Source organism: Bifidobacterium sp. LH_424 (assembly GCF_056356895.1).
The window spans coordinates 57,884-75,313 of the sequence record NZ_JBKEVC010000005.1; the positions used below are offsets into that span (position 1 = coordinate 57,884).

General features: G+C 64.9%; 10 protein-coding genes and 1 pseudogene. 6 read left to right on the plus strand and 5 right to left on the minus strand.

Annotation, left to right across the window (positions count from 1 at the left end):
* The first annotated feature begins 11 nt into the window (after positions 1-11).
* Entirely contained in the window at positions 12-1,586 is a 1,575-nt protein-coding gene (locus AC1AYP_RS05835) for a glycoside-pentoside-hexuronide (GPH):cation symporter (protein ID WP_476547108.1), read from the plus strand.
* A gap of 255 nt (positions 1,587-1,841) precedes the next feature.
* Entirely contained in the window at positions 1,842-2,858 is a 1,017-nt protein-coding gene (locus AC1AYP_RS05840) for a LacI family DNA-binding transcriptional regulator (RefSeq protein ID WP_101622142.1), read from the plus strand.
* Between the two features lie 224 nt (positions 2,859-3,082).
* On the opposite strand, the gene AC1AYP_RS05845 is transcribed toward AC1AYP_RS05840, so the two are convergent.
* Complete coding sequence (locus AC1AYP_RS05845) at positions 3,083-3,751, minus strand: endonuclease III domain-containing protein (protein ID WP_101622143.1); 669 nt, start codon at positions 3,749-3,751, stop codon at positions 3,083-3,085.
* Positions 3,752-4,211: 460 nt separating this feature from the next.
* Between AC1AYP_RS05845 and AC1AYP_RS05850 the strand changes: the two genes are divergently transcribed.
* Together AC1AYP_RS05850 and tnpB are read left to right on the plus strand one after the other, a co-directional pair.
* Positions 4,212-4,793: an IS607 family transposase gene (locus tag AC1AYP_RS05850; RefSeq protein ID WP_476547110.1), complete on the plus strand. Its 582-nt coding sequence runs from the start codon at positions 4,212-4,214 to the stop codon at positions 4,791-4,793.
* Complete coding sequence (tnpB, locus tag AC1AYP_RS05855; RefSeq protein WP_476547168.1) at positions 4,786-6,084, plus strand: IS607 family element RNA-guided endonuclease TnpB; 1,299 nt, start codon at positions 4,786-4,788, stop codon at positions 6,082-6,084. Before AC1AYP_RS05850 ends, tnpB begins: the two co-directional genes overlap by 8 nt.
* Before the next feature lie 489 nt (positions 6,085-6,573).
* On the opposite strand, the gene AC1AYP_RS05860 is transcribed toward tnpB, so the two are convergent.
* Positions 6,574-7,845, minus strand: coding sequence for a VanZ family protein (locus tag AC1AYP_RS05860; RefSeq protein WP_101622146.1), 1,272 nt, complete (start codon positions 7,843-7,845; stop codon positions 6,574-6,576).
* A gap of 189 nt (positions 7,846-8,034) precedes the next feature.
* On the opposite strand from AC1AYP_RS05860, the gene AC1AYP_RS05865 reads away from it, so the two are divergent.
* Complete coding sequence (locus tag AC1AYP_RS05865) at positions 8,035-9,234, plus strand: LacI family DNA-binding transcriptional regulator (protein WP_476547112.1); 1,200 nt, start codon at positions 8,035-8,037, stop codon at positions 9,232-9,234.
* Positions 9,235-9,476: 242 nt separating this feature from the next.
* Here AC1AYP_RS05865 and AC1AYP_RS05870 read toward each other — a convergent pair.
* Positions 9,477-10,811 (minus strand): annotated as a pseudogene (locus tag AC1AYP_RS05870) (ABC transporter substrate-binding protein).
* Positions 10,812-10,976: 165 nt separating this feature from the next.
* On the opposite strand from AC1AYP_RS05870, the gene AC1AYP_RS05875 reads away from it, so the two are divergent.
* Positions 10,977-12,005, plus strand: a complete 1,029-nt coding sequence (locus AC1AYP_RS05875; protein WP_476547114.1) for a LacI family DNA-binding transcriptional regulator — start codon at positions 10,977-10,979, stop codon at positions 12,003-12,005.
* Positions 12,006-12,612: 607 nt separating this feature from the next.
* On the opposite strand, the gene AC1AYP_RS05880 is transcribed toward AC1AYP_RS05875, so the two are convergent.
* Together AC1AYP_RS05880 and AC1AYP_RS05885 are read right to left on the minus strand one after the other, a co-directional pair.
* Positions 12,613-15,888, minus strand: a complete 3,276-nt coding sequence (locus AC1AYP_RS05880) for a bacterial Ig-like domain-containing protein (protein ID WP_476547115.1) — start codon at positions 15,886-15,888, stop codon at positions 12,613-12,615.
* A 913-nt stretch (positions 15,889-16,801) separates the two neighbouring features.
* Positions 16,802-17,392 (minus strand): DUF3566 domain-containing protein, encoded by a 591-nt coding sequence (locus AC1AYP_RS05885; protein WP_476503284.1) that lies wholly within the window; start codon positions 17,390-17,392, stop codon positions 16,802-16,804.
* Between the last annotated feature and the right edge of the window lie 38 nt (positions 17,393-17,430).

Genomic DNA, 17,430 nt, shown 5'->3' on the forward strand with positions numbered 1-17,430 from the left:
GAAGGCACAGGATGTCCGCCACGCCCACGGAACCCACGCATACGCCATCAACCCAGCAATCCGATCCGCAACGACCGGCAGCACCGAACCCGAACCAATCCGCCACGACCGCCACGACCGCCACGACCACCGCGCCAACGATCCACAAAGGGCGTCTCGCCGCCTACGCGTTCGGCAACTTCGGCCAAGCGCTCTTCTACAACGCGCTGAGCACCTACTTCGTGGTCTACGCGACCACGTCGCTGTTCGCCGGCATCGACAAGGCCCTCGCGGCCAAACTCATCGGCGTCATCACCTCGCTCGTGATGATCATCCGCATCGCCGAGATCTTCATCGACCCGCTGCTCGGCAACCTCGTCGACAACACCACCACGCGGATCGGCCGGTTCCGCCCATGGCAGTTCATCGGCGGCACCGTCTCCGCCATCCTGCTGCTCATCATCTTCACCGGCATGTTCGGCCTGGTGAACGTCAACACCACCGCGTTCATCATCACGTTCGTCATCGTGTTCATCGTGCTCGACGTGTTCTACTCGCTGCGTGACATCTCCTATTGGGGCATGGTGCCGGCCATCTCCTCCGACTCGCACGAACGCTCCGTCTACACCGCCGCCGGCACGCTGTTCGGCTCGCTCGGCTACAACGGTCTGACCATCGCCGTCATCCCGATCACCACGATGTTCGCGATGGACCACACCACGCAGACGCAGGGCGGTTGGACCGCGTTCGGCGTCATCGTCGCGCTCATCGGCATCCTCACCTGCTGGACCGTCGGCTTCGGCGTCAAGGAGAACGACAGCGCGCTGCGCAGGAAGGCCGAGGCGAACGGCAACCCGCTGCAGGCGTTCAAGGCACTCGGCCGCAACGACCAGCTGATGTGGACCGCCCTCGCCTACCTGTTCTACTCGTTCGCGAACGTGGCCACCGGCGGCGTGATGGTGTACCTGTTCAAATACGTCGTCAACCGTTCCGACCTGTTCTCGATCACCGGCATCATCCCGTTCGTGGCGGGCATCCTGCTCGCGCCGCTGTTCCCGATCGTCACGCGCCGCGTCCCACGCAAGGCCGTGTTCCTCACGGGCGTCGCGATGATGGGATGCGCCTACGTGCTGTTCATCATCGCGCCGACCAACATCACGGTCGTCATCACCGCGCTGGTGCTCTTCTACGCGCCGCAGACGCTCATCCAGATGACCGGCATCCTGTGCCTCGAAGACTCCGTCGAATACGGACAGCTCAAGACCGGCCGCCGCAACGAGGCCGTGACGCTCTCCGTGCGCCCGATGCTCGACAAGATCGCCGGCGCGTTGTCCAACGGATTCGTCGGCTTCGTGGCCGTCGCCGCCGGCATGATCGGCACGGCCACGGCCGGCGACATGACCCCGGCGAACATCGCCACGTTCAAGGGGTTCGCGTTCTACATGCCGCTCGCGTTCATCGTGATCAGCTTCCTCACGTTCCTGTTCGGCGTGAAGCTCAGCGAGAAGGCGCATGCCCGCATCGTGCGCCAACTCGAGGCCGGCATGGGCGGCGACGGCGAGCCGGAATACGGCAAGGAGATCGCCAAGGCCGCGTTGCTCGGCTAGCGAGGTACCTACCGTCAAGGCCGCGTGACGTCGGTTCGATCCCCGTCGATCACGGTCGGTTCCCAGACTCTCACGGTTCCCTCCTTGGTGTGCCACGGTTTTCCGTTGCACACCAAGGAGGGAACCGTGCTAACGAGGGAGGGAACCGTGACAATCGATGAGCCCGGTGCGCCCGCGCGCGACGCCGTGCGATATGATGGGATTAGTAAACGAATTTACCTGTGATTCCGCAAGGGAGCGTACTGAACAACCATCATGGTCACGATCAAGGAGATAGCGAAGCAGGCCGGCTTCTCACCGGCGACGGTCTCCCGTCTGCTCAACGGCGACCCGACGTTCTCCGTCAAGGAGGAGACCCGCCGACGAATCCTCGAGGTGAGCGAGCGCCTCGGCTACGACATGCAGGATCGCCGCGGAGGCATGCCGGCGCTGCGTGACGTGGCCGTGCTGTCCTCGCTCGCCGACGACGAAGAACTGCAGAACGCCTACTTCGCCGAACTGCGCGACGTGCTTCTCGCCGCCGCCGAACAGCGCCGCGTCACGCTCACGTTCCGTTCCGACATCGACCGGCTCATCGAGGAGGCGGACCAGTACGACGGATTCATCTCCATCGGACCGGAGATCCACGCCGCCGAAAGCCTCTCCCGATTGCATGACGCGTTACCGCACGGCGTGTTCATCGACGTGAATCCGGCCCCGAACCTGTTCGATTCGGTACAGCCCGATCTCGCGCAGACCGTACTCGACGCGATCACCGAGGCGCGCCGGCGCGGCATGACGCGCATCGGATTCATCGGCGGCGACGGCTATTCGATGGGCGACTACGAGTATCCGGAGGATAGCCGTTCGATGGCCTACCGCAACTGGTGCGAACGGCTCGGACTTGACACGACCGGATTGTATTTCGTGGGCGGCAAGACCAGTGTGACCACCGGACGCGAGCTCGGACGACGGATCATCGCACAGGTTGGAGACCTGCCCGACTGCTTCATCGTGAGCGCCGACCCGATCACCGTGGGCGTGCTCCAGGAGTTCACGCAGGCCGGCATCGTCGTACCGCGCGACGTGGAACTCATCTCCATCAACAACCAGTCGATCGCCCGCTACACGTCACCGCCGTTGACCACCTATGCCATCGACCTCAAGGCCATGGCGCACACCGCGCTCAGCCAACTCGTCGAATCGGTGAGCTACGGCGGCGACACCAAGCGCCACACGTTCCTCTCCACCAAGCTCGTGGTCCGGGGCAGCTTCACCCCGGCAGGGAAGTGAGACTACATGTTCAAACCTTCGGGGCATCTCAACAGCAGTTTCACCCCGGCGGGGAGTGAGGGCACGCGGGCACGCCCCGCTCTGTAGCGAACGACACGCATAGGCCCGTCTTTCGCTACGGAATCGGCGGCGCACTCCACCCAGCGGGTGCACCGCTCCACGACTCCGCATACAGATCGCCCGCGGCGATATGGGCGCAGGGAACCGACAAACCGCGGTCGGCTCTAACGCCAGCCGGCAAGGAAGGAAGCGGCCTTTGCCCGGTCATCACGGTAGGCCTTGCCGAACTCGTCGATGAGGCCGTGGAACTCCTGAAGCTGTGCGACGTCGAGCCCGGAGGCGAGCACCACGGGCGAGAACGCCTTGTGGAACGCCGGATACCCGGCCGGCACGGCGAACCCAAGGAAGGCGAACAAACGCCGAGCATAGGTGTCGGCGACGAACGCGCGTCGGGAGAACACGTAGAGCATCAGGTCGTCGGCGGTCTCACCCCCGATGCCGAACAACGACAGCAGCTCGGCGCGCAGCGCGTCGTCGGGCACGCCGGCGACGCCACCCGGATCGGCGCCGCACCGATCGACGTACCAGCGGCTCAGCGACCGTAGCGTCCGGGCCTTGTTCCGGTAGAAGCCGGACGAACGGATCAGGTCCTGCAACGCCTGAGAATCCGGTTCCACAGCAGCGATGGCGTGCGGCTCCAGCATGCCCGCCGCCTTCAGCGCCTTCAACGAGCGGTCGACGTTGCCCCATGCGGTGTTCTGCGTGAGCACCGCGCCCACCATGATCTCGAACGGCGTATCCGCCGGCCACCAATCAGTGGGACCCAGCTCCCGTTCCATCACCGCGTACAGCCGCCCGATATCTTCGGGATCCGGGCAACGATAAGACGTCATGATCTGACCGCCATTTCATTTGCAGGAACGATCCACAGGAATATGGCCATGTGGATAGGTGATCCTGTAGGTGATCTTGACTTCGTCTCCGATCATACGGCAATTACCGGGGCCGGTTTGATACCGCGCCCGACATCATGATTCTCGATCGGGGACCGCATGGACTTCGCCCTGCGGCTCTAGGCCCTCACATCCACCGCCGCTGTCGCGGCATGACACCGGCACCGTGACCGCGGCAGCCCCTCGCCAAGGCAATCTTCCCATAAAGGCAGCTTCCCCATAGAAGCAGCCCCATAAAGACGGCATCCCCCATAAAGGCATTCCCCATAAAGGCAACCCCCATAAAGGCATTCCCCATAAAGGCAACCCCCATAAAGGCATTCCCCATTCTCCTATAAGGGTTGTGAACTGCTGAGGCTTTGGTTTGTTTTGCCTTGTTGGTGTGTGGTATGATTTGCCTGTGCGTGCGAAGGAATGGGCGGCTCGTGAGGGTTTGAACGAGCAGACGGTGTGGAAGTGGTGCCGTGAGAACCGTATGCCTGTTCCCGTGGAGAAATCCGGGAGCGTGTGGCTGGTCCACGACCCGAAGTATGAGAAGACGGATATGCCGGCGACCGGTTCGCGCGTCGTGTGCTATGCGCGTGTCTCGTCCTCCGATCGGAAAGCCGACTTGCAGCGTCAGGCGGACCGGTTGAAGGCGTTCGCCATCGATCTGGGGGCAGGGGACATCGAGGTCGTGTCGGAGACCGGTTCCGGCATGAACGACAAACGTCGCAAATTGAACCGCATCCTCGCCGACCCGACCGTGGGCACGATCATCGTGGAGCATCGGGATCGTCTGGCCCGTATGAACGCCGGACTGGTCGAATCCGCGTTGAACGCGCAGGGACGACGACTGATCGTCGTGGACGATTCGGAGCTTGACGACGACTTGGTGCGTGACATGACCGAGGTATTGACCTCGTTGTGCGCCCGACTGTACGGGCGGCGCGCGGCGAGGAGCAAGGCGAAGGCCGCGTTGAAGGCGGCGCATGATGCTTGAGGCCGTCAAGGTGGCGTTGGACCCGACGCCCATACAGGAACGGTTGCTGTCGTCGCACGCGGGAGCGGCTCGGTTCGCGTACAACGCGGGCCTCGCCCACGTCAAAACCGCCATCGAGGCCGGGGAGAGGCCGGAATGGTCCCTGTATGCGCTGCGCCGCTGGTGGAACGCGAACAAGGACAAGCTGGCCGTGGATGCGGACGGGAGACCGTGGTGGCGGGAGAACTCGAAGGAGGCGTACAGCAGCGGGCTTGAATCGTTGGCGGACGCCCTGTCGAACTGGTCGAAAAGCCGCAAGGGCGAACGGAGGGGACGCAGGGTCGGCTTCCCGAGGTTCAAGGCGAAGGACCGCGCCACGCCACGGTTCGCGTACACGACCGGCAGCTTCGGCCTCGTCAAGGACGACCCGAAAGCATTGCGACTACCGCGTATCGGCCGCGTGCACTGCATGGAGGACATAATGAGACGCGTGGACGGGGCCAGAGTGCTGCGCATGACGGTCTCGTGCCGCGCGGGACGCTGGTACGCCTCATTGACCGTCGAACGCGCCGACCCGACGGCGAAACGAACCCCGCAGGGAGGGGCGGTCGGCGTCGATCTGGGCGTCAAAACGCTCGCCACGCTCTCGGACGGCACCGTCATCGACAACCCGCACACGCTCAGAACGGCCGAACGCCGGCTGAAACGCGCGCAGAGAGCGTTGAGCCGCAAGACCAAGGGGTCAAAGCGACGTCTCAAGGCGCGAAACAAGGTCGCCCGCATCCACGCGCGCATCACGAACCAGCGGCGCGACCTGCTGGACAAGCTCACCACCTGGCTCGCCGGAACATACTCGGACATCAGCATCGAGGATCTGAACGTGACGGGCATGGTCCGAAACCACCGGCTCGCCAAGGCCGTCGAGGACGCGTCCTTCGCCGAACTGCGACGCCAACTCGAATACAAGACCGCGAGAACCGGTACAAGACTGCATGTGATCGACCGCTGGTATCCGTCCAGCAAAACGTGCTCGGACTGCGGGAGCGTGAAAGCCAAGCTCTCCCTCGCCGAGCGCACCTACCACTGCGAGAAATGCGGTCTGACCCTGGACCGTGACCTGAACGCGGCCATCAACATCATGGTCGCCGGGAGTGCCCCGGAGACCCTAAACGCGCATGGAGGGGACGCAAGACCCGCCGTCCATCAGGATGGAAGGCAGACCCCCGCGAAGTGCGAACCAAGCAGCCGGGCGACCGGCGTCAGACTTGGAGCGGACGGCCGCAAGACCGTCCTGCAAACTAGAACAAACTAGCTTGCAACGGCAACCTCCCCCAAACGCGTTGGTTCCGTGCCAAGCTTGGCACGCATATGATGCTGACGGAGCGTTGGCGGCGGAAGCATGCCAGCCTTGGCACGGAACCAACGCGTAAGAGGGGCCATCCGGCACCACCGTGCCAAATTTGGCACGGAATCAACGGCGAGAGCCTTCCAACGAGGGGAGCGTGCCAAGCTTGGCACGGATGCGACGGTAAGACGCCTTTCAACGAAGGAAGCATGCCAGCCTTGGCACGCAAGCAACACAACCGGCACAGAACCAACGGAGACGGCACGGAGCCAACGGACGGGTACGAAACCGACGGAGACGGGTACGAAACCGACAGAGGTGGTACAGAACCGACGATTCCGATCATCACGCCGGTATGGCGCCGCAGCCGGGTCACCCATGTCAAATCAGCGCCGTCAATCCCACCCGTTACGGTATGGCGCCGCAGCCGTATCTCCCGCCGAGCCACCAGACATATCACCCAGTCGTATCACCCGCCGAACCGCCAGCCGTATCGCCCGGAATGAGGTCCCACGGCATACGACGGAAAAGTACGGCGAAGGCGAACAGGATGATGAAGCCGATCATGGAGGTGCGCAGCAGCCCGTTGCCGGCCATCAACGAACCGGATGCGGCGGCGGCCACGGCCGAGGCGCCGTCCGAAGCCAACGCCCCGGAAGCACCATCCGTCCCGGAGACTCCAGAGACTCCAGAGACTCCAGAGACTCCAGAAACCCCGGACATATCCGCCGATCCGGCCGCCACGAACCCGGTGATCGCCATGACCGTCAGCACGCCGAGCACCACCGTGCGCACCGCATAGAACGCCACGCGAAGGCCGCCATGCCGCGGCACCGTCTCGATGGTCATATGCGTGAACATGCCACCGAGCGTGGCTCCGCGGTGCGCGAGCGGCACGAGCAGCTCGAACACGAGGAACGCGAGCGCCGCCGCGGTCGGCGCGATCGCGTTCATCCAGCCGATGCCCACCGTGATGCGCCCGCCGAACAGCGCGAAATCGCCGTTCGCGAGCGGCGTGGCGAGCGCGTGGAACAGCAGCACGACGGCCATCGTGAGCGGGAAGTACGCGGCCACAACGAGCATCATGTCGATGACGAACGTGACGGCGCGGTGCAGCGCTCCCGGCCGCGTATTCACCTCGTCGCGGCCCGGAAGCGCGGCGGCCGGCACCCATGCGCCGAACAGTTTCGCGATGCCGAGGCCGACGATCGCGCCGAGCGTGTTCGTCATCAGATCGTTGACGTCGAACTGGCGGTAGGCGCACGGGTAGAGTCCCCAGAATCCGGTGAGCTGCGATGATTCGATGAACAGCGACATGGCGAACCCGCCGCCGACCACCGCCCACCAGCGCCAGCGCAGCCAGCGGGCGAGCACGAAACCGAGCGGCACGAAGAACACGACGTTCATAACGAGCTGGAGCAGCCCGTACAGGCCTCCGTACTGGAGGTCCTCAAGGAAGCGCAGCGGGTTGAGCTGCGGCGCGTAGTCGCCCACGTGCGCCACGCAGAAGGCGTCCGGATCGTCGGGCATCGGGTAGAGCGTGAACGCGATGAGACCGGTGAAGTACAGCACGCTCAGATAGGACGCGCCGACCGACAGCGCGCGCAGGCGATGGTATCGGTGGTAGAGGCCGGCGAGAATCGGCAAGGTGAGTACAAGCGCGACCAGCGGCCACAGCAGCAGCGCGATTGCGAACGACGTGGAGAAATAACCCAAATAGCCAAGCATCGCGCCCCACTATAGCGGTTCCGCTTCCTCGAACGATGGGAACCGCCCGGCCACACGCGCGGGATGACAACGGTTTCACCCCATCGTTATCATGGGCGGCAGCGGCATGATTTCCCGTATGCGAGACGCACAACCGACGCCCACGCGGACCGAGACTGCCGCGATGACAACCGAGACGCGAGGAGCAGTATGAGCGCGAAACGGAATGATTTCAATCACAGGCCCACTATCTACGATGTGGCCGAGCGCGCCGGAACCTCGTATGCGACGGTCTCCCGCTATCTCAACGGGCGCAGCGGCGTGGCCGCGAGCACGGCGAAACGCATCGAGCAGGCGATCAAGGACGTCGACTACACGCCGAGCGCGGCCGCGCGGTCGCTCGCGCAGCAGCGCACGCATCTCATCGCATTGATCATCCACGCGCGATCCGAGGACATCATCACCGATCCGAACATCATGCAGATCATCGCCAGCGCGAATGCGCGCGTCACGCGTGAGGGATGGCAGATGGTCACGTTGATGAGCGAGAACGACGGCGAGTCGCGCGCCAATATCGAACGGCTGGTGTCCGGCGGATTCGCGGACGGCTACCTGCTGTACACGATGGAGGAGGATGACCCGCTTCTCCCGCTGTTCGAACGCCGCTCGATGCACGCGGTGATCTCCGGCACCGGATACCGTCAACAGCCACCGTTCGTGTCGGTGGATGTCGATAACGCCGCCGCGATGAGCGAGCTCATCCGGTACGTGTTGACGGGGGAGACGCACTCCACCGGCGGTGACGCGGATGATGCGGACACCACGGACACCACTGCCGGCGACGCGACGGCGGCATTGCGCCGCACACGCCCCGCCTACATCTGCGGCCCGTTGAACATGCCGGGCGCCCCCGAGCGTCTCGCCGCGTTCCGAGCCGTCACCGGCGAGCTGCTGCCGGACAGCGCCGACTCCCTGCCCGTCCACTACGCGGCGGACTGGAATACGACGAGCGCCGCCGCGGCCGTCCGCGCATGGGCGGAGGACGGCACGTTGACGACGCGTGACGCGATCATCTGCGCGAACGATACGCTCGCTGTGGGCGCGATCGAGGAGCTGCACCGGTTGGGGTACGACGTGCCCGGCGACGTGGCGGTGTCCGGGTTCGACAACAGTTCGGCGGCCACGTCGATCACGCCGCAGCTGACCACGGTGGATCAGCATATGGAGCGTCGCGGATGGGTGATGGCGGGACTGGTCATCGACCAGATCCGCGATGCCGACAAGAACGGTGACAGGAACGGTGACAGGAACGCGAGCGCGGATGACGCGGGGAACACGGATGATGCGGGCGCTGCACCGTCGAAGACCGTGATGCTCGCCACCGATCTGGTAATCCGCGAATCCGCGTGAGCCTCGCGCGTGACAATCACGGACGGTCCACAACCGTCACGGTTCCCTCCACAACCATCACGGTTCCCTCCTTGGTTTGGCTCGTTGTTCCGCGACCAACCAAGGAGGGAACCGTGATAACGAAGGAGGCCGGACCCCGGAGGAATGGGACCCGGCCTGATGTGAAGGAGCTTCAGGAGAAGTCTGGAGGGGGAGCGGCGCCGAGGCACCGCCCCGGTTGAACCGGACGGGCGTGACCGGCGTCAGCCCTGCTTGACGGTGAAGCCCTGATCGCTGCCGTACTTGGCGAGCGCCTTCTGGAAGGCCGCGAGGCCCTTCTCCAGCGTGGTGGACTTGTCCGTGTAGGCCTTGCCGACGTAGTCGCCGTAGATGCTGTTGGCCTGGCCTGCGTAGGGGAGGAACTGGAAGGATTCGGTCACCTGGTCGGCGGCCTCGGCGAGCACCTGGTTGTAGTCCTGGTCGCCGAAGTAGGCGCGCACCTCATCGGAGCCCTTGAGGAAGTCGGCGTCCTTGAGCGTGACCTTGTCGGCCGGGAAGGCGCCGCCGTCGGTGCGGATCTTGATGCCTTCCTTGCTGTGGTTGGCGAACTCGATGAACTTGTACGCGGCGTCCTGGTTCTTGGAGGCGGCGGTCACGGCCAGCGCAGAGCCGCCGTTCTCGCCGTTGGACGGCTTGGAGGCGTCCCAGTTCGGCTGGAGGGCGACGCGCATGTTGCCCTTGGCGGCCGCGGAGTTGGAGACCAGGTTGGCGGGCATCCACGCGCCTTCGAAGATGGTGGCGATGGTGCCGTCACCGATGCCGCGGTTCCATTCGTCGGCCCACGTGGCGACCTTCGTGTTGATGAGGTCCTCGTCGATCATCTTCTGCCAGAAGTCGGCGACGGTCTTCACCTGCGGATCGGACGTGAAGTTGATGGTGACGTTCTCGCCCTTGGACTCGTACGGCTTGGCGCCGGCCTGCCACAGGAACGCGGTCATCACCTTGATGTCGCCGGCGTCGGCGGTGATGTAGTAGTCGTCGCCGAGGGCGCGGATCTTCTTGGCGTCCTGGTAGTACTCGTCCCACGTCTTCGGGGCCTCGGTGATGCCGGCCTTGTCGAACGTGGCCTTGTTGTAGAACATGGCCTGCGGACCGGAGTCCATCGGCAGCGCGTACACGCCGTCGTTGAGGCTCACCGAGTTCCAGGTGCCCGGCGTGTAGAACTTGTCGTAGCCGGAGGTCTTGTCCTTGATGTTCGCAAGCTGGCTCTGCTCGCCGATCACGAACTGCGGGACGGTCATGTATTCGAGCTGGACGACGTCGGGGATGCCGCTGCCGGCCTGGATCGCGTTGTTGAGCGAGGTGACGGTGGTGTCCGCCTTGCCGGTGTTGTTGAAGTCGATCTTGATGTTCGGGTACTTCTTCTCGAACGCCTTGATGACCGGCTTGAGCGTGGGCTCCCACGCCCACAGGTTGAGCGTGACGTCGCCGTTCGCGTCGCCGGCGGAACCCTAATCGGAGCCGCCGCACGCGGCCACGGAAACCAGCATCGCCGCGGCGCCAACCACCGCCACGGTCTTCTTCAGCGAAAACTTCATGTCAATCGCCTTTCTCTTCCTTGAGGCTTCGGCCGACACTCTCGTGTGACCGATTACGCTTCCGTAGTATACACTGAAGTGTGACCGGTCACACGTGCGTGCGTGTCGCATCGACGAGGAGCGAGAGCGCGCGGGAGCGAAGGCGCAGGAAAGGAATCACCTACGATGGCTTACATGACAACAGCACCCAAACGGGCCACCATCCGCGACGTGGCGCGGATCGCCGGCGTCTCCTACGGCACGGTCTCACGCTACCTCAACGGCAACGAACACGTCTCCAAGGACGCAGCCGCGCGCATCTCGGCCGCCATCAAGGAGGCGCATTACGCGCCGAACAACGCGGCCCGCTCGCTCGCCCAGCAGCGCACGCAGACCATCGCGCTCATCATCCAGGTCGAGGCGAACGAGACGCTCGTGCAGGCCAGCGTCTCCGAGGCGATGGCCGGCGCCAACCAGGTGCTCGGCGACGCCGGTTACCAGATGGTCACCCTCATCGCGAACTCCGCGGACTCGACGAGGCGCATCACGCAGCTCGTCAACAGCGACTTCGCCGACGGCTACCTGCTGTTCTCGCTGAGCGAGGACGACAGTCTCGCCAACGCCTTCCTGAACGTCCGGCGGCCGGTCGTGCGCGCCGAGGTGAGCGACCGCGGCGACCTGCCGTACCCGGCCATCGACTTCGAGAACAGGGAGGGCCAGCGCGCGATCACGCGCTACGTGCTGGAATCCGGGCGCAACCGTCTCGTCTACGTGTGCGGCCCCGGCTATTCACCCACGGCCGGCAACCGTCTCGACGGGTTCCGCGACGCGGTGGGCGACGCCTACGACGATCGCCGCGTGTACTACGCCGACGATTGGGAGATCACCAGCGGCGAGATGGCGGCCGTCGCGTTCCAGCCGATGCTGGACGACATCGACGGATTCGTCTGCGCCAACGACAGCATCGCCATCGGCGTCATCAACCAGCTCACCCGTCTCGGACGCCGCGTGCCCGACGACATCGCCGTCACCGGATTCGACGATTCGCCGCTCGCCCTGCTCACCAATCCGAAACTCACCACGGTGCGGCAGGATTCGCAGCTGCACGGCCGCGAGATGGCCGAGACGCTGCTGCGCATGCTGCACGGCGACGACGTCCCGTCCTACTACGTGAAGCTCCTCCCCACCTCGATCGTCACCCGCCAGTCCGCGTGACGAAACCCCCTCAGTCCGGCCTGCGGCCGGCCAGCTCCCCCTAAAGGGGGCGCAGAGAGATGGCCATGCGCTTCATCGCATGTCGCTTTCCCTTGCGCCCTTGAGGGAGAGCTGTCGCGCAAAGCGCGACTGAGGGGGTTCACCCCGACTACGCCCGACATCTAGACGACGCACCCCTCGACGCAGGAAGAGCCTGATTCCGCATCGAGGGACAACGAAACGTGCCCCTCGACGCGGAATCATGTGAGATTCCCGTCGAGGGGCAATATTCTTCCGGCGAGCGCATCGACGCGTCACCGAAAACGTTGATATTCCAACATTTGAAAATCAATGCCGTCAGTCGCGTCGACAGAACGTGCCCCTCGGCGCGGAAAAGACTCGATTTCTCGTCGAGGGGCAAGAAAACTCGTCCCTCGACGCGATATAGTCCCGATTTCCCGCCGAGGGGCACGCCATACCCACGCAAGACCCCCTCAGTCCGGCCCGAGGCCGGCCAGCTCCCCCTGAAGGGGGCGCAGAGAATCGAGCATGTCGGTTTTCCTTGCGCCCCCTTGAGGGGAAGCTGTCGCGCGAAGCGCGACTGAGGGGGTCATCGCGTCATCGTCGGTCAGTCGCGACGACGGAGGGCGAACAGCGCGACGGCGGCGAGCGCGAGCAGCGCGGTCACGCCGGCCGCGAGCGCGACGGCGGAGCCGGTCGCGGAGAGGCCGGAACCGGAGCCGTTGGAGGCGTTGCCGGATGTCGCGGAATTGCCGTTGACGGAACCGGAGCCGGAACCAGCGTTACCGGAACCATTGCCCGCGTTACCGGAGCCACCCGCGTTACCGCTGCCGCCGCCCTCACCGGACGACTGCGCCTTGACCTTGACCGTGAAGGTGGCGGGCTTGAGGTTCTTGCCCGCGTCCTTGCCGGTGTAGGTGACGGTGACGGTCACCGCGTCCGCGGCCTTGGCTGAGCTGAAGCCGGTGAGCAGGTACTCGTCGGCGGTCAGCACGCGCGTGGTCTTGTCGGACAGGGTGGCGGTCACTTCGAGGCCGGCCGGGTCGAACGCGTCGCCGACCGTGTACTCGGTCTTCGCGGGCTTCCTGGTCACGGCGATGGACGTGACGGTGGCCTGCTCGGGCGTCACCGCCTTCGCCTTGACGGACACCTCGAAGGAGGCGGTCTTCGTGGCGTCGTCCTTGAGGGCGACGGTCACGGTGACCTTCCTGCCGGCGAGCGCCTCGGCGAACGGCTTGGTCAGGTCGACCGCCTTGCCGTCCGGGTCGGCGCCGGTCAGCGTGTAGCCGTCTTCCGTGACGTCGGCCGTCTTGCCGTCGGACAGGGTCTTCGCGACCTTGAGGCCGGACGCGGAGAAGGTGTCGCCGACCGCGTAGTCGGTCTTGGCCTCGCCGGCGTCCACCGTGATGCCGGTCACGGTCGGCTCGGGTTCGGGCTCGCCCTTGGCGGTCACCGTGGTGCCGTCGAAGATGGCGGTGTAGTCGCCGCGGCCGTTGTTCGACGTGGCGAAGACGCCCACGTCGAGCTTGTCGGCTGCGTCGGAGCCAATCGTGGCCGTGCCGAGGCTCGTCCACTCGGACGCGGACGCGCCGGCGAGACGGTAGAAGCCCTCGATCTCGGTCGCGCTGTTGCGCACGAGCTTGAGCGCGATCGGGGTATCGACCGAGGTGACGGCGTCGGTCGCCTTGGCGGATTCCTTGTCGATGTAGCCGTTGTCGTCCGAGTCGGTCTGGAAGTAGCTGCCCTTGAGGCTGGCGACGAGCAGCGCGTAGCCGTGGGCCGTGCCGCGGCCGGACGCGCTCAGATCGTTGCGCACGATGATGCCGGCGCGCGGGTCCTCGTTGTTGCCGGCCTGGGACGAGACGATGGTCGTCTCGATGGAGTCGCCGACGCCCAGCTTGGCGGGCTGGTAGATGGTGGACAGGTTGTCCTTGTTCGTCCACGCGCCGGTGTTGGAGGCGTCGGTGATGCGGAACAGCCCGTCGGTCTCGCCCTGCGCGAACGCGCCGGCGTTGCCCCAGCTCGTGGTCTTCCACGGGTCGGAGACGGCCTTCGCGCCCTCGGTGGTCGAGGTGTAGCGCACCGTGTACACGCGGGTCTTGGCCGGGTCCGTCTTGGAGGCGACCGTGATGATCGCGCGCGCGATGTTCGCGTCGACGCTCACCGTCGTGTCGGCGGCGTTGGCGGCGACCGCCTTGACGGTCGGGACCTTGCCCCACACGCCGGTGTCGACCGTGTAGGAGGTGGTGCCGCCGTTGAACCCGTCGATGGCCTTGCCGTCGATGGTGATCGAAGCGAGGTTCAGCGGGTTGTCGGCGGACTGCTCCCAGTAGCTCACGTCCCAGCCGTCGCTGTACGTGGCCGGATCCTGGGTGGCGGGGTTCTGCATGGTCAGCGCGCCGGTGGTCTTGTCGATGGTGATCGGCAACCACACGTACGTGGAGTCGGACTTGCCGGAATCCCAGCGGTCACCGATGTAGATGAACTTGCCGGGCTGGATCTGGAACACGGAGGCGGTCTGCGAGCCGAACGTCGTGCCGCGGGTGTCGCCCACGGAGAGCAGGCCGTCCGCGCCTTCCGGCAGGTTCGCGAAGTTCGTGTTCTCGTACTGGTCGTCGGCCTTGACGCCGCGGATCCAGGATCCGAACACCGAGTCGGCCGTGTAGTAGGTCTGCTTGTTCGGGGCCCAGCCGGTGGCGCCGGAGGCGATGATGTAGTACTTGCCGTTGGCCTTGAACATGGCGGGGGCCTCGAGCATGCCGCGGTCCTTGACGATCACGAAGTCCTGTCCCGCGACCGGGGCGCCTTCGCCGCCGTCGGCCAGCGTGTACGGGTATTCGCCGTTCTCGGAGTACTGCAGGTCGATGTCCTTGACCTTCGACGTGTCCTTCGTGGTCTTGACCACGTTGGTGTAGTCGTCGTTCAGCTTGGCGATGTACAGCGTGCGGTTCTCCTCGGAGGAGTACACGAGGTACGCGGTGCCGTCGGCGTCCTGGAACACGGTCATGTCGCGCGAGCCGCCGGGCACGGCCGCCTTGTGGCCGGTCGTGTAGTCCTCGCGGTTCGGCAGACGGAACGCGCCGGTCAGCTTGAACGGGCCGGTGGGGGAGTCGGAGACGGCCACCGCGGCCAGCGAGCGCGCGTAGTTGGAGGTCGATTCGACGGTCGGGGAGCCGTCGGCGTGCCACCACATCACGTACTTGCCGGTCTTCGCGTTGTACAGCACCTTCGGACGTTCGAAGATGGCGTTGGCGGTGTCCTTGACGCCGTCGCCGTCCTCGTCGGTGTTGGTGTTGAGGTAGAACGCGATCTTCTTGGCCTTGGCCTCGTCGAACGTGCCGTCGGCCTTCTTCAGGCCGTACAGGTCGGTGAAGTAGCTGTCGTCGGCGAGCTCGCCGTCATAGTAGATGGATCGCATCGCGACGCCCTTGTCCACCCAGTTCATGCCGTCGGTGGAGCGGTAGACGTGCACGCCGTGCGAGTTGTAGTAGCCGGAGGAGCGGTCCTCGCCGTACCAGTAGTAGACGGTCCGGCCGTTCTCCTGGACGGGCACGACCTGGCCGCCGTGCGCCTGGATGTGGTGGCCGGTGGTCGACTCGTCGGAGTCCTTCGCGTACCAGAGCGGCTGGAAGTAGTTCTTGTCCTTCGAGCCGGGATCGGCGATCGCCTCGAACTTCGTGTACGTCGGCACCTTGTCGGTGGCCGGCACATCCGTCGCCGGCGGGTTCGGCTTGGTCGTCTCCTGCGCTGCGACCACGGTCTCCGCAGACACAGCGGCAGGTGCGGTCTGCGCCGCCTGGGCGCTCAGAGGCAGGGCGAGCACGCCGGCCGACAGCAGTGTGGCCGCCGCGATTCCCCCTCCGAACAGTTTTCTGATGATCATGAAAGATCCTCCTTGTTCCTTCCTCGTCATCGAATCGTGCCGGCACCGGACATATCCTTCCCATGTCCGCGTTGATACCGCGCGAATGATAACGCAACCAACAATGGTTGCCCTTATCATAACCCAAGATTGTGACCGCTTACAACCCTGCTATTTCGCCGAATCACACATCCCCATACCTTGTTCTCCTTCAGGGGGAACCGTCCGGCTTCGCCGGGCTGAGAAGCGTCCTCGGAGGAGGACACCCCTCGATAGCCGATTCGTCCTGATTCACGCCGAGGGACAGGCATCTTGCCCCTCGGTGAAGAATCGTTTCGAATCTCCGTCGTCGAATCTCCGTCGAGGGACGCGTTTTCTTGCCCCTCGACGCGAAATCACATGTCATTCACGCCGAGGGGCAAGAATCGCCGGCGATGCCGATCGCCACGAATCACCAAAACCCTTGTTTTCCAACGATTCTGCGCACCACCGATACCGCCCACGCCGCCGGGCGCCGCCCCTCGACGCGAAATCACCTGCGAATCGCGTCGAGGGGCAAGAAAACTTGTCCCTCGACGCAAGTTCAGACCGATTCCTCGCCGAGGGGCAGGATTTCGGCTGAACGATTGTCCCTCGACATGGAAACACCCCCGGTTCTCATCGAGGGACGAACGGACAGGCTGCACCATGCCGCGGAGGAGCGATCGGCGGACTTCCTTCCGCAATTTCGAGCCCCCCCTCAGTCGGCTTCGCCGACAGCTCCCCCAAGCATGGGGGAGCAGGCATCCCCGCCCCCTTATGCCCAATACGACCCCGCATACGCACACACTCCACACGCTCTCCCCACACAGCCTGCATACGACGAAGGGCCCGCCGAAGCGGGCCCTTTGCGTTGCGAAACCGGTCGGATACCGGCCTATCCGTCAGCCGGCGATCAGTCGTCGCCGAGCGTCACGTGGACGCCTCCGACGAGGGAGCTGACGACGTTGTAGATCGCGGCGACGACCACGGTGAGGATCGTGACCAGCACGATCTCGACGATGGAGAAGATCGTCACGGCGGACAGGACGGTGGGCAGGGAGAACACCTGCGCCAGGTTGAAGCCGTCCGCGTTGAGGCCGGTGGAGGCGACGATCTGCGTGATCTGGTCGAACACGCCGACCACGTTGAGCAACAGCCAGACGAGGGCCGCGGCGATGATCTGGATGAGCGCGCCGGCGATGGACATCATGAACGACACCTTCGCCACGCTCCACACGTTGAGTCGCGTGAGGGACAGGTTCATGCGGCGGGCGCGCGGGGTGCCGCGGCGCACGGCCGGACGGACCTTGATGCCGCCGGAGACGCCGGCGGACGGCTGCGCCTTGGATTCGGCGTGCTCGCGTGCCTGGGATTCATCGATCAGCGGCTTGTTGGATACGGAACGGGCCACGCGCGGCGCATGCTCCTGCTCGGCTTCGGGCCGCTCGGGCAGCTTCACTTCCGGCACGCGCTCCTCGTGCAGCTCTTCTTGGTTGTCGCTCATGTTGCTCCTTCACGATTCGCTGAATCTCTAGAGAGACT

What these genes read in the sequence shown, in the direction of transcription:
- AC1AYP_RS05880 (WP_476547115.1), bottom strand. Translation starts at nt 15,888, where the DNA reads ATGATCATCAGAAAACTGTTCGGAGGGGGAATCGCGGCGGCCACACTG.
- AC1AYP_RS05860 (WP_101622146.1), bottom strand. Translation starts at nt 7,845, where the DNA reads ATGCTTGGCTATTTGGGTTATTTCTCCACGTCGTTCGCAATCGCGCTG.
- AC1AYP_RS05885 (WP_476503284.1), bottom strand. Translation starts at nt 17,392, where the DNA reads ATGAGCGACAACCAAGAAGAGCTGCACGAGGAGCGCGTGCCGGAAGTG.
- AC1AYP_RS05845 (WP_101622143.1), bottom strand. Translation starts at nt 3,751, where the DNA reads ATGACGTCTTATCGTTGCCCGGATCCCGAAGATATCGGGCGGCTGTAC.
- AC1AYP_RS05875 (WP_476547114.1), top strand. Translation starts at nt 10,977, where the DNA reads ATGGCTTACATGACAACAGCACCCAAACGGGCCACCATCCGCGACGTG.
- AC1AYP_RS05835 (WP_476547108.1), top strand. Translation starts at nt 12, where the DNA reads ATGTCCGCCACGCCCACGGAACCCACGCATACGCCATCAACCCAGCAA.
- tnpB (WP_476547168.1), top strand. Translation starts at nt 4,786, where the DNA reads ATGCTTGAGGCCGTCAAGGTGGCGTTGGACCCGACGCCCATACAGGAA.
- AC1AYP_RS05865 (WP_476547112.1), top strand. Translation starts at nt 8,035, where the DNA reads ATGAGCGCGAAACGGAATGATTTCAATCACAGGCCCACTATCTACGAT.
- AC1AYP_RS05840 (WP_101622142.1), top strand. Translation starts at nt 1,842, where the DNA reads ATGGTCACGATCAAGGAGATAGCGAAGCAGGCCGGCTTCTCACCGGCG.